General features: G+C 44.4%; 17 protein-coding genes. 3 read left to right on the top strand and 14 right to left on the bottom strand.

Going from position 1 to position 16,952, the window contains the following annotated elements:
* Positions 1-51 precede the first annotated feature (51 nt).
* The 8 genes from P9989_RS09905 to P9989_RS09870 all read right to left on the bottom strand — a co-directional run bounded on the left by P9989_RS09905 (position 52) and on the right by P9989_RS09870 (position 9,211).
* A complete protein-coding gene (locus tag P9989_RS09905; RefSeq protein WP_283078590.1) occupies positions 52-1,977 on the bottom strand; it encodes a stage V sporulation protein D in 1,926 nt (641 codons plus the stop codon).
* An 84-nt stretch (positions 1,978-2,061) separates the two neighbouring features.
* Positions 2,062-4,200, bottom strand: a complete 2,139-nt coding sequence (locus P9989_RS09900) for a penicillin-binding protein (protein ID WP_283078589.1) — start codon at positions 4,198-4,200, stop codon at positions 2,062-2,064.
* A 22-nt stretch (positions 4,201-4,222) separates the two neighbouring features.
* The gene (gene ftsL, locus P9989_RS09895) at positions 4,223-4,591 is read right to left on the bottom strand and encodes a cell division protein FtsL (RefSeq protein ID WP_283078588.1); all 369 of its coding nucleotides are present in this window, start codon (positions 4,589-4,591) and stop codon (positions 4,223-4,225) included.
* Complete coding sequence (rsmH, locus tag P9989_RS09890) at positions 4,588-5,568, bottom strand: 16S rRNA (cytosine(1402)-N(4))-methyltransferase RsmH (protein ID WP_283078587.1); 981 nt, start codon at positions 5,566-5,568, stop codon at positions 4,588-4,590. Before rsmH ends, ftsL begins: the two co-directional genes overlap by 4 nt.
* Before the next feature lie 24 nt (positions 5,569-5,592).
* Entirely contained in the window at positions 5,593-6,024 is a 432-nt protein-coding gene (gene mraZ / locus P9989_RS09885; RefSeq protein ID WP_079530608.1) for a division/cell wall cluster transcriptional repressor MraZ, read from the bottom strand.
* Between the two features lie 158 nt (positions 6,025-6,182).
* Positions 6,183-7,808 carry a bacillithiol biosynthesis cysteine-adding enzyme BshC gene (bshC, locus tag P9989_RS09880; RefSeq protein WP_283078586.1) on the bottom strand — a complete coding sequence of 542 codons (1,626 nt, stop codon included), beginning with the start codon at positions 7,806-7,808 and terminating at the stop codon, positions 6,183-6,185.
* A gap of 150 nt (positions 7,809-7,958) precedes the next feature.
* Positions 7,959-8,339, bottom strand: a complete 381-nt coding sequence (locus tag P9989_RS09875) for a DUF3397 domain-containing protein (protein ID WP_283078585.1) — start codon at positions 8,337-8,339, stop codon at positions 7,959-7,961.
* Positions 8,336-9,211: a 2-dehydropantoate 2-reductase gene (locus P9989_RS09870; RefSeq protein ID WP_283078584.1), complete on the bottom strand. Its 876-nt coding sequence runs from the start codon at positions 9,209-9,211 to the stop codon at positions 8,336-8,338. The genes P9989_RS09875 and P9989_RS09870 overlap by 4 nt, the downstream gene beginning before the upstream one ends.
* A gap of 162 nt (positions 9,212-9,373) precedes the next feature.
* On the opposite strand from P9989_RS09870, the gene P9989_RS09865 reads away from it, so the two are divergent.
* A complete protein-coding gene (locus P9989_RS09865) occupies positions 9,374-9,853 on the top strand; it encodes an N-acetyltransferase (protein WP_390306803.1) in 480 nt (159 codons plus the stop codon).
* Positions 9,854-10,187: 334 nt separating this feature from the next.
* Here P9989_RS09865 and P9989_RS09860 read toward each other — a convergent pair whose 3' ends face one another.
* From P9989_RS09860 to P9989_RS09845, 4 genes are all read right to left on the bottom strand, one after another.
* A complete protein-coding gene (locus P9989_RS09860; RefSeq protein ID WP_283078583.1) occupies positions 10,188-10,664 on the bottom strand; it encodes an RsfA family transcriptional regulator in 477 nt (158 codons plus the stop codon).
* 64 nt (positions 10,665-10,728) lie between these two features.
* A complete protein-coding gene (locus P9989_RS09855) occupies positions 10,729-11,553 on the bottom strand; it encodes an enoyl-CoA hydratase/isomerase family protein (RefSeq protein ID WP_283078582.1) in 825 nt (274 codons plus the stop codon).
* A gap of 41 nt (positions 11,554-11,594) precedes the next feature.
* Positions 11,595-11,768, bottom strand: coding sequence for a 50S ribosomal protein L32 (rpmF, locus tag P9989_RS09850; RefSeq protein WP_283078581.1), 174 nt, complete (start codon positions 11,766-11,768; stop codon positions 11,595-11,597).
* A gap of 48 nt (positions 11,769-11,816) precedes the next feature.
* The gene (locus tag P9989_RS09845) at positions 11,817-12,341 is read right to left on the bottom strand and encodes a YceD family protein (protein ID WP_283078580.1); all 525 of its coding nucleotides are present in this window, start codon (positions 12,339-12,341) and stop codon (positions 11,817-11,819) included.
* A 227-nt stretch (positions 12,342-12,568) separates the two neighbouring features.
* Between P9989_RS09845 and P9989_RS09840 the strand changes: the two genes are divergently transcribed.
* Positions 12,569-13,723, top strand: coding sequence for a nucleotidyltransferase (locus tag P9989_RS09840; RefSeq protein WP_283078579.1), 1,155 nt, complete (start codon positions 12,569-12,571; stop codon positions 13,721-13,723).
* Positions 13,724-13,797: 74 nt separating this feature from the next.
* Here the strand turns inward: P9989_RS09840 and P9989_RS09835 are convergent, their stop codons facing one another.
* Together P9989_RS09835 and P9989_RS09830 are read right to left on the bottom strand one after the other, a co-directional pair.
* Positions 13,798-14,823, bottom strand: coding sequence for a SepM family pheromone-processing serine protease (locus tag P9989_RS09835; protein ID WP_283078578.1), 1,026 nt, complete (start codon positions 14,821-14,823; stop codon positions 13,798-13,800).
* Positions 14,820-15,617, bottom strand: coding sequence for a patatin-like phospholipase family protein (locus tag P9989_RS09830; protein ID WP_283078577.1), 798 nt, complete (start codon positions 15,615-15,617; stop codon positions 14,820-14,822). Before P9989_RS09830 ends, P9989_RS09835 begins: the two co-directional genes overlap by 4 nt.
* Positions 15,618-15,741: 124 nt before the next feature.
* Between P9989_RS09830 and ylbJ the strand changes: the two genes are divergently transcribed.
* Complete coding sequence (ylbJ, locus tag P9989_RS09825) at positions 15,742-16,950, top strand: sporulation integral membrane protein YlbJ (protein ID WP_283078576.1); 1,209 nt, start codon at positions 15,742-15,744, stop codon at positions 16,948-16,950.
* Positions 16,951-16,952 lie beyond the last annotated feature (2 nt).

Here is a 16,952-nt window from a genome sequence, read left to right as displayed (position 1 = left end):
TTATAGCAAAGATATAATCGGCTGTACCGTTCTATAATGAATTTTGACAACTTATTCCTCGCCCAAGTAGACGCGTATAGTGGATCCACTCGGAACTTTCACCCCTGCTTCTGGCGCTTGCGTAACAACTTCTGAACCTTTCCCACTAGTTTTAATTTTCAGGGTTGTTAAAAATTGAGTCAGTTCATCTTTTTCCATGCCAGTCACGTCTGGAACTTCAACGAGTGGTTCTTCCGGCCAGGCATACTCTTTCTCCAAACCATCTTTTCTTGGTTTAACACCCAGGGAACGCAAACTGTCCTCCATGATATTTCCTACAATCGGAGCCGCAACTACGCCCCCAAACTGCACTGTATTTTTCGGATTATCAATGGCAAGATAAACGACGAGTTCAGGGTCATCAGCAGGTGCAAAGCCAATAAAGGAGACAATATGATTGTTGCTCATATACTGGCCATCCTCTCCCACTTTCTGGGCGGTACCGGTTTTCCCGCCTACTCGATAGCCCTCTACATACGCGCCACGACCTGTTCCTTTTGCCACAACACTTTCAAGCGCTTTTCGTACTTGCTCCGACGTTTCTCCAGATATGACACGTCTCTTCATTTCCGGTTCATTTTTTTGCAATACTTCTCCGCTGACAGGGTCGAGCCACGCTTCCTGCACATAAGGTTCGTAATAGTACCCCCCGTTTACGGCGGCCGCTACAGCCATTACTTGCTGAATCGGGGTAACAGAAACACCTTGACCGAAAGCGGTTGTTGCCAATTCAACAGGTCCGACTCGTTCTGGTTTGAATAATATCCCTTTTCCTTCACCTTGTAAATCAATCCCTGTTTTCTGACCAAAGCCAAACCGATTAATGTATTCAAATAAGCTTTCTTTGCCTAGTTTCTGCCCTAAGGTGACAAACCCCGGGTTACATGAATTTTGCACGACATCAAGATACGATTGTTCGCCATGCCCGCCCCGCTTCCAGCAATGAAGGGTAGTGCCATCAACTTTAATAGACCCGTCATCATGGTAATGGTCGTCATGTAAATCAACTACATCTTCCTCAAGGGCAGCTGCGAGTGTGATGATCTTGAAAGTAGACCCCGGCTCGTACGTACTCCAGACCGGTAAATTTCGGTTGTAAACGGATGGATCAACATTTTGATAATTGCCTGGATGGAAATTAGGCCGCGATGACATTGCCATTACTTTTCCAGTGTCCGGGTCAACAGCAATAGCCAGGGCACCGTCAGGGTTGTACTTCTCAACAGCTAAATCCAACTCACGCTCAATGATCGACTGCACCTTATAGTCAATGGTCAAACGTAGGTCCTTCCCATCAACAGGGGGTTTGTACACATCAGCAATGTCAGGCATTCGCTTCCCTTTTGCATCAGAAAAGAAGGAAAGAGCGCCTTTCTCACCGCTAAGTTTCTCATCATAATAGGCTTCCAGTCCAAGCAGCCCCTGATTATCAATTCCGCTGAACCCTAGTACATGCGAAAGAAAAGCACCATGTGGATAATAGCGCTTGGAATCTTCAGCTATATATACACCAGGGATGTTTAGAGACTGGATGGCTTCCGCTTGATCTTCAGATATTTTCCGGCCTTCCGGATTGATTCTCTCAATCGATACTTGGTTAGTGACATGTTCATAGGCCTTCTCTACGCTCATATCGAGAATCTTGGCCAGTTTTTGTGCCGTTTCTTCTGGTTTTTTAATTTGTCTGGGTACGACCATAACAGTGGGCGCTGATTGGTTACCGACGAGTACCTTCCCATTCGTGCCTAAAATTCTCCCCCGCTCGGGCTCAAAAGTAATATCCCGACCCCACGATTCCTCGGCCTTAGCGATTAGAAAGTCGCTTAGCACGAATTGAACATACCCTAACCGACCGGCAATCGTTGTAAAAATAAGTAATCCCACTAAAAAAACAGTGACTAAACGTTTTCTGACGACTACTTGTGATACTCTCCTCATATCCATAACTCCTTTAAAATCGATAGAGTAGGCTTGTATCACTATATGCAATCACAGAACGATTAGAACACTGCTCATTTAGGGTTACTCGGGCGGCGAAAGTTCTACCACAAGATAACCATCATCTTTAAGTTTTGAACCTTTTGCGATACTTTGCTTCACGACATATCCACTGCCCATTGTTTCCATTTTTAAATTAAAATAGTCTGCCAGCCTTTGAACATCCCGTAATGACCATCCTGTCAGGTCAGGCATTTTCGGCTGATCGGTAATGACAATGATACGCTCGCCATTTAGCGTTGTCGTCCCTGCTTCTGGGAGAGTGGCTTCGACTTTCCCGCCGTTCCCAACTACGGAGACATGCTCGTACGTTTTTTGCAATTGAGCGACGGCATCTTTCGTGGACATGTTCGTCACATCTTTAAGCTCCTGTGTCTTAACCTGCTGGTCATTATTCTTGTCTGGGTTAATATCCAAATAATGCAGGCTGTTCTCCATGACGGTATTAAAGATATAAGACACAGGCTCAGACCCAGTCTCAGTCGGCTCAAGCTCTGGCTGCTGTACAGCCACATACATGAGGAGTTCAGGATCCTTTTTAGGCGCCATTCCAAGGAATGAGAAGATGTAGTTCTCTCTTCCAGTCATGTACCCGCCATTTGGACCCGGAATTTGCGCTGTACCGGTTTTACCGGCCACAGAATAATCACCTAATTTATACGGTGCCCCTGTCCCATGTTCGCCTGTAACCACACTGCCTAATAAATCACGCATTTTCTTGGCAGTGTCAGCAGAGATCGGTTCGCCAATCACTTCAGGTTCACTTATTTTAATCGTTTTATCAGAATCACTTCCGGTAATTTTGGAAAGCACATACGGACGCATCATTTTACCGTCATTCGCAATAGAGGTAGCGGCTGTCATCAATTGGATAGGTGTCGTTGTTGTACCCTGTCCAAATGATGTCGTCACTTTCTCAATCGGCCACTTGTAAAGGATCTTGCCTTTAGCTTCGCCAGGCAGGTCAATGCCTGTTTTCTGATCAAAATGGAAGTCGGACAGATATTCTCTAAATGTCTGTGGTCCAATCTTTTCCATTGCTAAAATAGCTGCAGCCACATTAGAGGAACGTCTGAACCCTTCGTTAAATGAGATTTTTCCCCATCCGTCGTAATTGTGATCATGAATGGCTTTGTAATCCTCTCCGATATCATACGAACCGGATTTAAATTGCTCTTTCCCATTATAGACCCCTTCTTCAATCGCGGCGGCCCAAGTGAACATTTTCATGGTAGATCCTGGTTCAAATGGGTAGGAAATGACGTCATTGTACCAGTTCTCCACATCACCAATATCATTCGGGTTATAACTTGGCCGATTACTCATGGCCAAAATTTGCCCGGTATCCGGGTCCATGACAGCTGCCATGATTTTCTTCGGCTTGTACTGTTCCTGGACAGAAGTCATCGCATCTTCCAAGAAGGTTTGGATCTTCTGGTCAATGGTGAGATGGACACTTTCCCCATCATCCGGCGGCTTCAATATTTCGTTCGGATCCAGAAGCTTGACTCCATATTTATCACGTTTATAAGAAATCTTACCTTTTTCGCCTTCTAAATATTCCTCCATCTGCTTTTCAACACCAGTTACACCGTTGATATGCCCGTTTTTCGTCTGAGCAAAACCGATGATGTTCGAGGCGAATTTTCCGTTTGGATAATACCGCTTAGATCTTTGATCAAACTTTATTCCGCTTAAATTCATTTCCTTTATTTTTTTCATAGTCTTACGGGGGATCTCCCGGCCTTTGCTTCCAAACTCAACCTGGAATCTTCCAGCCTCCTGAGCTTCCTCCATCGTCTCGGCCATCTCTGCAGCATCCATATCTAATATTGGAGCCAGCTTCGATGCTGTTTCCTCAATATCATCCACATGTTTAGGATCCTCTTCATTAGTTGTAAAAGCAGGATCAACAATGGCATATAAGCGAAAGGTGGGACGGTCATACGCCAGCACCATTCCATTTTTGTCAAAAATTTTACCGCGGCTTGCGTCTAACTGATAGGAGGTTGTTCGACTGTTTTCAGCCCATTTTTCCAGGTTAACCCCTTCTACTTCAGCCGTTGTTTCAATATACAGAAAACGCCCGGCAATAATAAGGAACATGATTGAAAAGAGAATGATCAACAAAGCGGCACCTTTATGTGTATTGGGACTTTTCATAAAGACACCACCTTCTATGAAGTTAGTTTCCTAGGTAACCAGCCTGCTTAACTTTGGCATTCTGGATATCCAAGCCATGTTCTTTGGCAATTTCGAGGATACGGTCCGGGTTACTTAACTCTTTCACCTGGTAGGCAAGAGTTTCATTATGTGCTGCCTGCTGTTTCACTTCTTGTTCAAGTTCCTGAATATTTCGGTTTAAGGTGTCAGTCGAAGAGGTAAAGTTAACCATAAAGATAGAAGCAGCGACAACGACTCCTGTAAAAGCGCTGTATAAAAACTTTTCTCCTGTACTGATCCATTGCTTTTTATGGATTTTTACTTTAGGCTGCTGTTTCTTATTCGGTTCTTGTACAGGCTGTTGCAAATCTCTTACTCTTTCAGTGCTCATGTTTGCTTCCACCCTTCTTCAAATTTAAATTCTTCTGACCATGGTTTTACTTTTTCTACTACACGAAGCTTGGCTGATCGCGACCGTCTATTGTCTTCAAGCTCATGATTGTCAGCTGTAATCGGTTTTCTTGTAATTAAGGTAAACGGAGGCTGCTTGTCCTCCGGAATAACCGGAATATTCTTAGGCAATGGTGGGTTCGAACTCCATTTCTTAAAGGTTTGTTTGCACAAACGATCTTCAAGTGAATGGAATGTGATAACAGCGATTCGTCCTTCCACCCCTACCACTCTGGCTGCCTGATGCAATGTATCTTGAAAAGCTCCCAGCTCGTCATTGACAGCAATCCTGATCGCCTGAAACACTCGTTTAGCAGGGTGGCCGCCTTTTCTTCGTGCCGGAGCCGGAATCCCTTCTTTAATGAGGTCTACAAGCTGATCTGTCGTTTCTATCGCCTGCTGTTCTCGGGCTGCCTCGATTTTTCTGGCAATCTGTTTAGAAAATTTTTCTTCTCCATATTTAAAGAAGATGCGAACGAGGTGCTCATAGGACCATTCATTAATCACATGCCAAGCTGATAATTCATCTGACTGGTTCATCCTCATATCAAGAGGAGCATCATTGTGATAACTGAACCCTCGCTCAGCCACATCAAGCTGCGGGCTTGAAACACCAAGGTCATAAACGATGCCATCCACCTGGTCGTAGCCCAGTTCTGCCACTTTCTCTTCCAATTGCCTGAAGTTGGCATGAACAAAGGTGATTTGTTCACGATAAGGGGCTAATCTTTCACGCGCCGCTTCGAGTGCATGCTCATCCTGGTCAAAGGCGATTAACTGCCCGCCTTCCCCGAGCCGGGAAGCGATCTCTTCCGAGTGTCCTCCCCCACCCAATGTACAATCTACATACACACCGTTCGGCCGGATATGTAACCCTTTAATCGTTTCTTCTTTTAACACACTATAATGTTCGAACATGTACTCACTCGTTTCTTCTATCAATCAAATATCAAAATCAAGCATATTTTCTGCAATCTCAGAGAAAGATTCTTCGGATGCTTCGAAATACGTTTCCCACTGATCCTTACTCCAGAATTCAATACGGTTAGAAACACCAATTACAACACATTCCTTATCGAGCAATGCATGCTTTCGAAGCGGTGGAGGGATATTAATTCTTCCCTGTTTATCCACTTCACATTCAACAGCCCCCGATAAGAAAAACCTTGTGAAGGCACGGGCGTCTTTCTTCGTTAATGGAAGCTTTTTCAGTTTCTCTTCAAGCAACTTCCACTCATTCATAGGATAGGCAAATAAACACTGGTCCAAACCCCTTGTCAGCACAAAGCCGTCCTGGAGTTCATCACGAAATTTAGAAGGTACGATAATTCGTCCTTTGGTATCAATGTTATGTTGAAATTCGCCCATGAACATAGACTCTTCCCCACCTTCTACATTCATCCTACCACATTGCCCCACTTTTCACCACTTACTTTTATATCATTCTTTAAATAATAAAAAAATCCTGCCTGGAAGGCAAGATTTTCAAAGTTTTTCTTTCCTTATTCCATTGTGGGGGATTGTGGAGGGCGTTACACATACACCACGTAATGCGTGTGAGTAAAGGAAAGATGATGGTCATTGATCCGCTTAAATACATCCATTCCGTATGTGTTTACCCACGGGGTAATGCTCCACACTCTTTCCTGTAATCCTCCTTCGGGGTGAAGCAGCAGATCCAGCTCTTTAAATGTCTTCATTTCATGTTCGTATTTTTCTTCAATCGATTGAAGCATACGATGTTCTAAAAACTCCACCATTTGCTTGAGATAACCTAAATTCTTCTCCGCCAGCGCTTCAAGATCAGGCCCGAGTTCAGAGGCTTTTTCACGGAGCGGCTGGTGAATGTCTTCCATTTCATGTTTAACCTGCTCACTTATGCGTTCAATAGGCGGATTGCTCGTTGCCGCCAGCCACTTCACCTTCTCACTCGCAGTCCCACGTTCAAGAACTTGCTTCACATCCAGCTGCAGTTCTGCAAGCGATGCTTCAGCCTTTCGATCAATCAGCGTAAAAGATAATCGCGGATACACAGGCGGCATTTGTAACTCCAGTGCCTGAAAAGCTGGTTTGAGTACAGACCAATAGCTGATTTCACCTGGGCCGCCAATGAAGGACAGTACAGGAAACAAGAATTCCTGCATAAGAGGTCTTGTAACCACATTGTTACTTAACTGCCACGGTGTTTCCCTGGCGATTTGAAGCAGTTCGGCTTTTGTCTTCTCCACTTCATTCTTTTTGCCATGAAAGGTTCCCTCTTCGTTTCTCGTAAGCAAAACTCGTTCCCCTCTGTGATGGTAGAACAAATGAGCATCGTCTGCCTCACTATCTAATGACACTGGATAGCCTTGCTGTCTATTTCGCTGAATTGCTGCCGAGACACCTGCTGCAATGGTTTCATTTTCATCAATCATCTGCTCAAAATACCCAGATTCCAGTTGACGAATGCTCTGATGATGTGCATCAACGATAATTAACCCCTCTTCACTAAACAGCTGATAGAGCAGACGCGCAAAGAACTCGCTATAGCTCGAGGATTGATGCATGTGCCTGACCACTGTTTGATAAAAATCGCGAGTGATTTCTGTTTCCTTTACTTCAGCGAAGACCTTCTGTAACCAGGAATCTACAGCTTCGCGATCAAAAGGCAGATCTGACACCGAAGCTTTCTGGTCAGCCTGTAGCTGCAGCTGAATTTTCTTCATTCTTTGTTCGCTCTTCATCATCACATGGTTAATCTCAGCAAAGTCATGGTCTTCTCCAGCGATCCAAAAGACTGGAGCCACGGGCGTTCCAAGCTGCTTCTCCTGTTGTTTCGCGAGCTGAATCACTGAAATAATTTTATGAACCGTGTACAGCGGCCCTGTCAACAGCCCGGCCTGCTGACCAGCCACTACAGCCATCGTTTTGTTATCCCGGAGCTTTTCAATCGAGGTAAAGGTTCGGGACGGGGCTCCCCACTGCTCATTCATCTCTGTGAGCGTATCAGCCAGGCCATCACGATTGTATGTGCGCTCCTGCACATAATCGGCTCGTTTTCGTAGGGTATCTTCATGATGAGGATTGTATTCAAATTTATCTTCCACATTTTTATAATGATGAAAATAATCGTTTACTAAAACATTCTTCTGATTTAGTTTGACGGGATCGATTCGCATGATGAACTTCTCCTTTTATGCTCAGGTTGTTATGTACCCTTATGTATTGTACAAAAAAGCGCCGGATAGTTCACCTAATCTGTTTGCTCCAGAAGATATCTCTACGGAAAATCGGGAAGAGATTGGCTTCTCTGCATCCCACCAATGTCTTCAAAGAAGCATCCTGCCAGCTAGCCCATACACCGTCAAGCCCATATACACGGCCAGCAGCATTACAAAGCTAAGCCTCAGAAATACTTTGAATGTCCGCCCCAGCTGAACTTCTTCATAAATTTTATACTGAATAATAACAGACAAGCTTAGAATGACCAGTAAAAAAATTATGATCCAGGACAAATAACTCTCCTCAAATAAAACAAGCAGCAAAACGTGAATACCTAATACTAGAAACGGAACAGTATACTGCGTGCACTGCCGAACGGCCTTTTTCTTAGAACGATGCCATTTCATAGCAATAAAATAACTAATCCATAAAAATAGCAGCGGCATAGTTACTAAAGCGGCAATCATATAGATGAAAGCATTCGTCATAACGCTTCTCCTCTATCCGATTGTATTTCCAGTGCATGAATGGCTTCCATTACAAACTCATGAAAAGGCGCCTCTCCTTTAGCTGACTTCACAATATACCCACAAATTGCATCCACTTCGGTTTTCCTTCCGAGCCTAATATCTTGAAGCATCGACGATTGATTCTCGCCCGTATTGTATGCAACAGCCGCAACCCGTTCCCATTGCTCAGAATAGGACAAATCAAGAACATGGCACGCTTCCTTACAAAGCTGTTTAGCTAATGATTGAATTGAAGGGTTGTCCATAAGCGCCCTATTGTTCACGTGGAAAAGAGCTGTCAAGGGATTGATGACCGTGTTCACTACCAGTTTTTTAGCCAGAATCGGAAAGTACGCTTGTCCCGTTACAAACGGAAACTCAGCAGTTGATAATCTAGCTGCCCAATCTTCGATCGCTTCCAGACCATGATGAGCGGCTATCACGATCTTCCCTTTTCCCGTATGAAGAACATCCGTATCCCTTTCCTTGAGAGCCCCATGCTCAACGATTCCGATCAGGCATGGATTAGATAGATTTGAAATGGGTTCGAGGTGGTCCATCCCATTTTGGAGAAAAAGTAATGCAGCTTCTGTACTCAGGTTGTCGATGACCGAACCTAATGACTGCTGTTTAACAGCAAGTATGACGAGATCATGTTCCATTCGCTGACCTGTAAACAACTGAACATCCACATAGGCAGTATGACGTAACGATGAACAAAACACACCGTTTCTGTTTAGAGCCTCACGCTGTTCTTCCCTTTTCACGTATAGGGTCACCTTATGTACTTCATGTAAGTGTGAGGCTATCAGTAACCCAATTGCACCACCGCCAATGATTCCCACTTCCATGGCATTCCCTCATTTCGTTAGAGCGTCTTTTTTCCTTATTGTAGCAAACTTCCACTAAAACAGGGAACGGCTTTTTGCAAAGATAAGTGTCATTCATTTCAATCTGAATATTTTTATATTATAATTAGAAGTAGATACAGAATCTTGAAAGGGGAATCCCACATGATGACAAAATTAAAAGTTCAGCCATTATTAGTTAATTATAAAACATTAGAAGAATTTAAGCGGTTTAAGGAATATGGAAATCAGGAATTAACAATGCTTGAAGATCTTGAGAGCAATATTGTGGAGAATGACAGCGAGTCACCTTTTTTTGGAGTCTATTTTGGAAACGCTTTAGCAGCCAGGATGAGTCTTTATCGTGTACACGCTAAATACGACCATTACTTTAATCCTCCACAGGACTACTTGGAGCTTTGGAAATTAGAAGTGCTCCCAGACTATCGTAACCAAGGATATGGAAAAGCATTAGTAGATTTCGCGAAGAGCTTTAACTTACCTATCAAGACTAATCCACGAATTAAATCCCATTCTTTCTGGGAAAAAATGGACTTCCAAAAAGCTCATTACGATGTCGAACGGGACCTTGGTGAGAATCCATTGATCTGGATGCCTTCTGGTGTAAAAGAAAGAGAAGTCTGACTCTATAAGTGTGTGTGTTCAATGGTTGACAATTAGAAGAAAATCGCCTTTTATCCCGCATTAACGGTCAGTAAACCCCAAAGATATCTTCGTGAAAATAAGAATCTTAGCAGGGGGTTAACTGTGCGTAAATGTCCGATTTTAAGGAACACAGGCTAAGTTCGCCACGTCCTGTGGCAACGTCTGTGAAACCCACGTCGTGCAGGCCTTAACGAACCATTAGTAAAAACCCTGCTGATGGAAGTTTCATTTTATCATTTAGTGACTTTTTGAACATCCTCTATAAAACAAACAAGGCCGCTACATTACTGTGTAGGGCCTTTTCTTTCTCTCATTATGTGTAGGTTTGCGGCCTGCTTTTCTTCACATAGGTCACAAACTTCTCCATTTCACTCCACGCTTCTTCCAGCTCCTTCAGCTGATCCTTTAATTTTACGTTATCTTCATTTAACTGATGCAGCCGGCTTTGGAGCTGTTCATGATCATGCGATGAATGCTGACTCGTTTTCATCTCTTTCAGAAAAGAAATGGCATCATCAAATGAAATGGGCGTCTCCCTTTGTAAAGCTGTTTGTGCAAGTACAGATCTGGATTTTCTATTTTGCTTCGCTTCACGAATGTCCTTCTGATAATCCTTTCTTACTGTAGCATTCCATCGAAACCCACACGCAGCGGGGGTTCGCTTCAGCTGCTCCGCTACCTCTTGAAAGGCTTCCAGCTGGGTTCTTCCATCCCGGATATAGCGCAGCACTGTTTGGGCTAGAAGTACATCTTCTTCACCCTTCCAGGCATCTTGTCTTGGGGCGTCCATTTGATCCCTCCTCTATCGTTTGCTTATAGTTATGCAAAAGAAGAGGTTGATAGAATCGTATTTATCAGTTTTTTCTGGAAGATGTGAACCTTCTCACGGCTTCCACGTGCCCCTCAGATTCCCATAGTCTGGCACATTGCTGGACTTCCTCGTCCATTTGCTGTGATAACCCATCTAAAGCCAGCCTTTGCACGTATTGCTGCTTGAAGACATGCAGTTGTTCCAGCGATTTTTCTAAAAAAGGACGAAGTAACTCCTTCTCGTCCATGTCCTGCTTGTCTACGATCTTATGTAACCAGCCAATCTCAAGGGCCCGGGCTGCCGTGTACATCTTAGCATCCATTAACCAATGGGCAGCAGCATTAGATGAGATCCGCTTATATAAAATCTCACCGCCACCCCATCCCGGTGTGATGCCAAGCTGCCCTTGAACAAATCCATAGCTTCCATCAGCTAAGCCGTATCTAAAGTCACAGGCAGTTGCAATCTCGCACCCTCCGCCGCGTGCCTGGCCATTGAGAAATGCGAAGGTTGGGACCGGAAAACAGACCAGCTCATGCAGCACCTGTTTCATAGGTGAAAGGACGTGATAAGCCTCTTCACTTGTTAAATCTCCATGCAGTTCTGTTAAGTCTCCTCCTGTGCAAAACGCACGGTCCCCTGCGCCGCGGATAACGAGACACTTTACATGTTCGACGGTCCTTGCTTGTTCTATGGCCTCCAGGAGTTCTTCAGCCATCTGCTTTGTAACCGCATTCATTTTATCCGGACGATTTAGTGTAATCACAGCACATCCGTAATTATGTACAGTCAGCGTTACTTGTTCCATACGTTTGCTCCCTTTGCGTGTGATATAGTCCATGATATTAGCAAATATCTTTTTTTGCATAAAAAAGGACCTGAGATTCAGGTCCTTCTTCCAAACAAATCTTACTGTTCAACCACTTGCTTTCCATCATACTGTCCACAAGATTTGCAAACATGGTGTGGTTTTGTATACTCTCCACAGTTCTGGCATTCTACCATACCAGGTACGTGAAGTTTTTTATGAGTACGACGTTGGTTTTTTACCTTTTTGGATGTTTTACGCTTAGGTACTGCCATGTTGTACACCTCCTTTTATTTACGACTGAGAAAACCTTGATGATTTTCTTATTCGTTATTTTCTTCTTCATTCAATAATGATTGCAGCTTAGCCATTCGAGGATCCACTTTCTTCTCCTCCGGTTCCTCTGTAACCACCTGCCAGCCCTTACCCTCTGTAAGAGCTTGATCATGTGCCTCTTGATCATCTGAAAATACCCGAGTTGGAACCTCTAATAGTACATTTTCCTTGATATAAGGCGTTAAGTCAAGCATTTCTCCACTAATCGGGTGAATCTCACTTTCATCTTCCTCTTCGTAATAGGGAGACAGGTTGAATTCTTCCCGCGCCTCAATTTGAAAAGGATATTCCACGTCGACTAATGTTCTTGCACATGCCAAAACCATTTCGCCTTTAATGGAGAACGTGACGGAGATGTCATCGCCGTGTCTTCTGGCTTGACCTTCTACATGAACAGGAGAAATCCTGCGAATGTCGTTATTCATATCCTCTAATTCGCGAATGTCTACATCGTCCTCAAAAACAAACGGATCATCGCCCGCCTGGTTTAGTTTTTGTAGAGGAAATTTCATAGTTATCACCCCATGGCAACAAGAGTTATTGTAAAAGGATTTAAGCGATTTGTCAATATATTTTCTTTACACCCTTTTACACGTACACGTATGATTTCATTCCTGTGTACCGATCCTTTACTAATAAATGAGCGGCTAATTATACTATCTTCATGATAAGATATAAATAGCATGGATTCAATAGGTCCGTTATGCTCTAGTATTAAACGAAGGAGGACTTTCATACGATGAAATCTTGTGGAGTCATTGTCGAGTATAATCCGTTTCATAATGGGCACGCCTACCATATCGAACAAAGCCGCCAAGCTGCTGAAGCGGATTGTATGATCGCCGTGATGAGCGGGAACTTCCTGCAGCGAGGCGAGCCTGCTATCATCGATAAGTGGCATAGAACCAAAGCCGCATTACAGTCTGGAGCCGATTTAGTTCTCGAGCTGCCTTATTTATTTGCCGTCCAGCATAGTGATTATTTTAGCCAGGGTGCGGTCGATACGCTGTCTAATGCTGGCGTTGATGCCATTTGCTTTGGCAGTGAAAATGGTGACATCGCCCCGTTCTTAGCTGCGCATGAAACATTAGTGCAGCACGGCGAAAAATTTCATGGCAGTTTACGCCACCATATGGACAAAGGGCTTTCCTATCCGGAAGCAGCTCGTCTTGCCTACAAAGCGATCGGACTACAATCCCTCGATCTTGGTCAGCCTAATAACACCCTGGGCTACAGCTACATAAAACAAATGCTTACCCGTCACAAACAAATTACTCCACTTACGATTAAACGGACAGGAAGCCAGTACCACGACCAACAGATGGGCGGATCGATCGCTAGTGCGACGAGTATACGCAAGGACTTGCTGACCCATCACAAAATGACGGATCAGGCACGCGAGGCTATGCCCGCCCTGACTGCCGACGAATTGTGCCGCTACAGGCATACTTATGGCATCTGGCATGACTGGGAGCATTATTTTGCACTGCTGCAATACAAAATCCTTACGCTTCCCACTGACCAATTACAGTTGATTCACGGCATGGATGAGGGACTGGAACACCGTTTTAAACAAGCGGCCAAACGAGCTGCAAGCTTTGATCAGCTCATCGATACCGTTAAAACGAAACGTTATACATGGACAAGATTGCAACGGACTTGTGTCCATATTCTAACAGGCTTAACCAAAGACGAAGCCAATCGTTCTTTGAACGAACAGGCTCCTTATGTGCGTTTTCTTGGCATGAACGAAACAGGACAAACCTACTTGAATAAACAAAAAAAGCGCATGGACGTGCCGCTGCTTACTCAGCCTCAGCAATGGGCTCATCCCCTGCTGGAATTCGAAGAAAGGGCAGTCTGCTCCCTGCTAAGGAAAGGATCAGGCAGATAGCAACAGAGTACGGACCTCCCATTCGGATCTAAAAAGAATGCCGCAAGCTGATGTGCGGCATTCTTTTTACTTCTCTATTCCTTTGGCTCAAGCTTTTGCAAGTAATCACGTGCATCTTGAAATGTATCAACGGGAACAATTTTCATATCTGTTCCGATTTCCTCTGCGGCTTTCTTAGCCATCTCGTAATTGGATCCTTCTCTTCCCTCTTCATTCGGGGCGAAGAAGATGTCACAACCGTCCTCGTCTGCAGCGACTACCTTTTTACCGATGCCTCCGATTCTACCTACCTGACCTTCATAATTAATTTCACCTGTACCAGCAATTTGATAGCCTTTTGTAAGATCTTGTTCAGTTAACTGATCGTAAAGTTCCAGCGAAAACATCAACCCGGCACTAGGACCCCCAATTTCACCGCTTTTTATTTTAACATTGGGGTCTACCTCCACCGTACGATCGGTTACGAGCGATATACCGACACCTGCTTTATCCGGATTATCAGGGAAAGTAGCAAGTTCAATTTCTTTCGTCAGCGTTTCACCGCCCCTTTTAATCGTAAGCGAAACGGTTTCCCCTTCACTAAACCCGCCAACATAGTCAACTAGTTCACTGGATTCATTAATCTTCTTGCCATCCACTTTAACAATTTCATCTCCAGCTTTAAGGTGCTCAGAAGCTGGCATTTCTTTTAACACATTAACAACGTAGACACCTTCGTAATTAATGTCAATATCTTTGTCAGCTGCTTGATAGGCTACCACTTTAGCTGCCTCCTGGGAAGATTCCATCATCCTGAGTTGAGCATGAAAGTATTCTTCTTCAGAAATGCCCTCCGGCCTGATCTCATCGAGAGGGTGCACTTGATAAAACGGTCTAACTTTAGCGATCAGCCATTGAACCGGCGTAGCCTGACCGCCTCGGACGGTAACTAAATGCATGTCCCCATCGCTTTGGTATCCTCCAGCCACTTCAACAAAAGGGTCCAGTTCGTCCGCATTTCCTGGCTTGTAAATGTAATAAGGTAATCGATAGGCTCCTAGAAATGCGACGATTAAGATGGTAATGATTCCAGTTATTATAATTCGTTTATTGGATTTCATAATGATGATGTCCCCTTCCAATTAGCTATCTTGTGTTTAATCGCGTCGACCTGCAATGTGGCTGCCGCCTCCCCCGCCTCAATAATTTCTTTGATATTGGTAAAAGCCCGGGAACTGTAGGTGGTCACCTCGGGACGTATCATCACATCGGCATCTGAGGAGATTCCCATGGCCGTCGCAAGTTGATCCTGCATAATATCGATACTCTGGAAAATAACATCATAAATAGAATGAATGCTTGGATCGGCATCGAAATGAGAGCAATCGACGGCAATGATCAGGTCAGCCCCCATCTGCTTAACCACCGAGACAGGCACCCGATCAATCACTCCTCCGTCGATATACAGACGGTCATTAATTTTTTCCGGAACGAAAATCCCAGGAATCGCTATGCTGGCACGAACCGCATCGCTGGCAGGGCCGCTTTGAAACACTTTCTTTGTTCCTGCTGATAAATCTGTCGCAATGATCGACATGGGCAAATTAAATTGTTCAATGGATTTGCCAAACGTAAATAAACGGATATACTCCTTAATTCTACGTCCCTGAATAAATCCCATTTTCGGAACAGTGAAATCAAGGTAGTACTTCCGTTTGAATGTGAAGGCTAACTTATATAAGTCTTCAATTCGTTGTCCCGCTGCATAAAAGGACCCGACAAGGGCACCCATACTGCTTCCGGCGATCAAATGCACCGGAATTCCATGTTCGCTCAATACCTTAAGGACTCCTAAATGTGCAAACCCCCGAGCACCCCCTGAGCCAAGGGCCAGACCTATTTTAGGATGCTCCACACGACATCTCTCCTTGCCTGAAAATCGATTGATTCTATTTTATGGTATATCTGTGTTACTTATGAGCGTACATATAAGTGGGGACAAACATTACGATGTAAAATCTATACTCATTTTACTATGTATGATTTTAGAAGTACAGAAAACGACGTGTAAAGGTGTGATGGCTATAGCTAAATTAACAACCGTCGCTTTCACTGTCCTGGCTATCTTTTTTACCATTGCCCTCATTATGTATCCTGATACAGTATTATCGGCCAGTCTGCGAGGAATGGACTTATGGGCCACCAAAGTGTTTCCATCCTTGCTGCCTTTCTTCATCATTGCTGAATTGCTGTTCGGGTTCGGTGTTGTACACGGGGTAGGTGCCTTATGCGAACGATTTATGCGCCCATTATTTAATGTGCCAGGAGCCGGGGGATTCGTATGGGTGATGGGGATGGTGAGCGGGTATCCGGCGGGAGCAAAATGGACAAGGGATTTACGGGAGAACGGACAGGTCACGAAGGTGGAAGCGGAACGTCTTGTCGCGTTTACGAATGCTTCCAGTCCACTTTTCCTCTTCGGAGTGGTAGCAGGCGCCTTCTTCGGCAATACAGGGCTGGGTTTGATGATCGCGGCTGCTCATTACGGGGGAAACTTTCTAGTAGGTCTTGGCATGCGTTTTTATCGTTATGGTGAAGACAAGCCGACTGGTCACTCTCATAAAAAGTCGGTAAAAGAAGCACTTCACATTTTGCACCATACACGGATTAATGATGGCCGTCCCTTAGGCCAGCTGCTTGGAGATGCCGTGATGCGTTCCATCAAGACATTAATCCTCGTCGGCGGCTTTATTATGTTATTTTCTGTAGTGACAGACTTGTTAAAACAAACAGGAGTGATTCATTTATCCTCCTTACTGCTCACATTGTTTGGGATTCCAGAAGTATTTCAGCTGCCTTTAACAGCAGGGTTATTCGAAATAACGACCGGTGTTGCAGCACTGACCGATACCAATACGTCTTTATTAGCTCAGTTGGTTTTTGTAAGCTTCATTTTAGGGTTTCACGGGCTGTCCATTCAAGCTCAAATCGCCAGTATCTTAGCCGATACCGATATCCGGTTCGCACCCTACGCCTGGGCGAGGTTAGCCCATGGTACGATTGCCGCTGTTCTGATGGTTATATTCTATCAATACTTTGATGTTCCAGAGGATTCAGTCAATGTGTGGACAGGGACACATGATTCGCTAAACCACTGGATGGCCTTTTTTGAACATTACGGACCGATCTTTACATTTTGTCTTCTATCACTTTCCCTATATCTCTTTTGGATGAAAAAAAGGGGATAAGT

This window comes from Halobacillus naozhouensis, from assembly GCF_029714185.1.
Lineage (GTDB): Bacteria > Bacillota > Bacilli > Bacillales > Halobacillaceae > Halobacillus_A > Halobacillus_A naozhouensis.
Note: the sequence above shows the minus strand (reverse complement) of the source record. Positions and strands in the feature narration are given on the sequence as shown.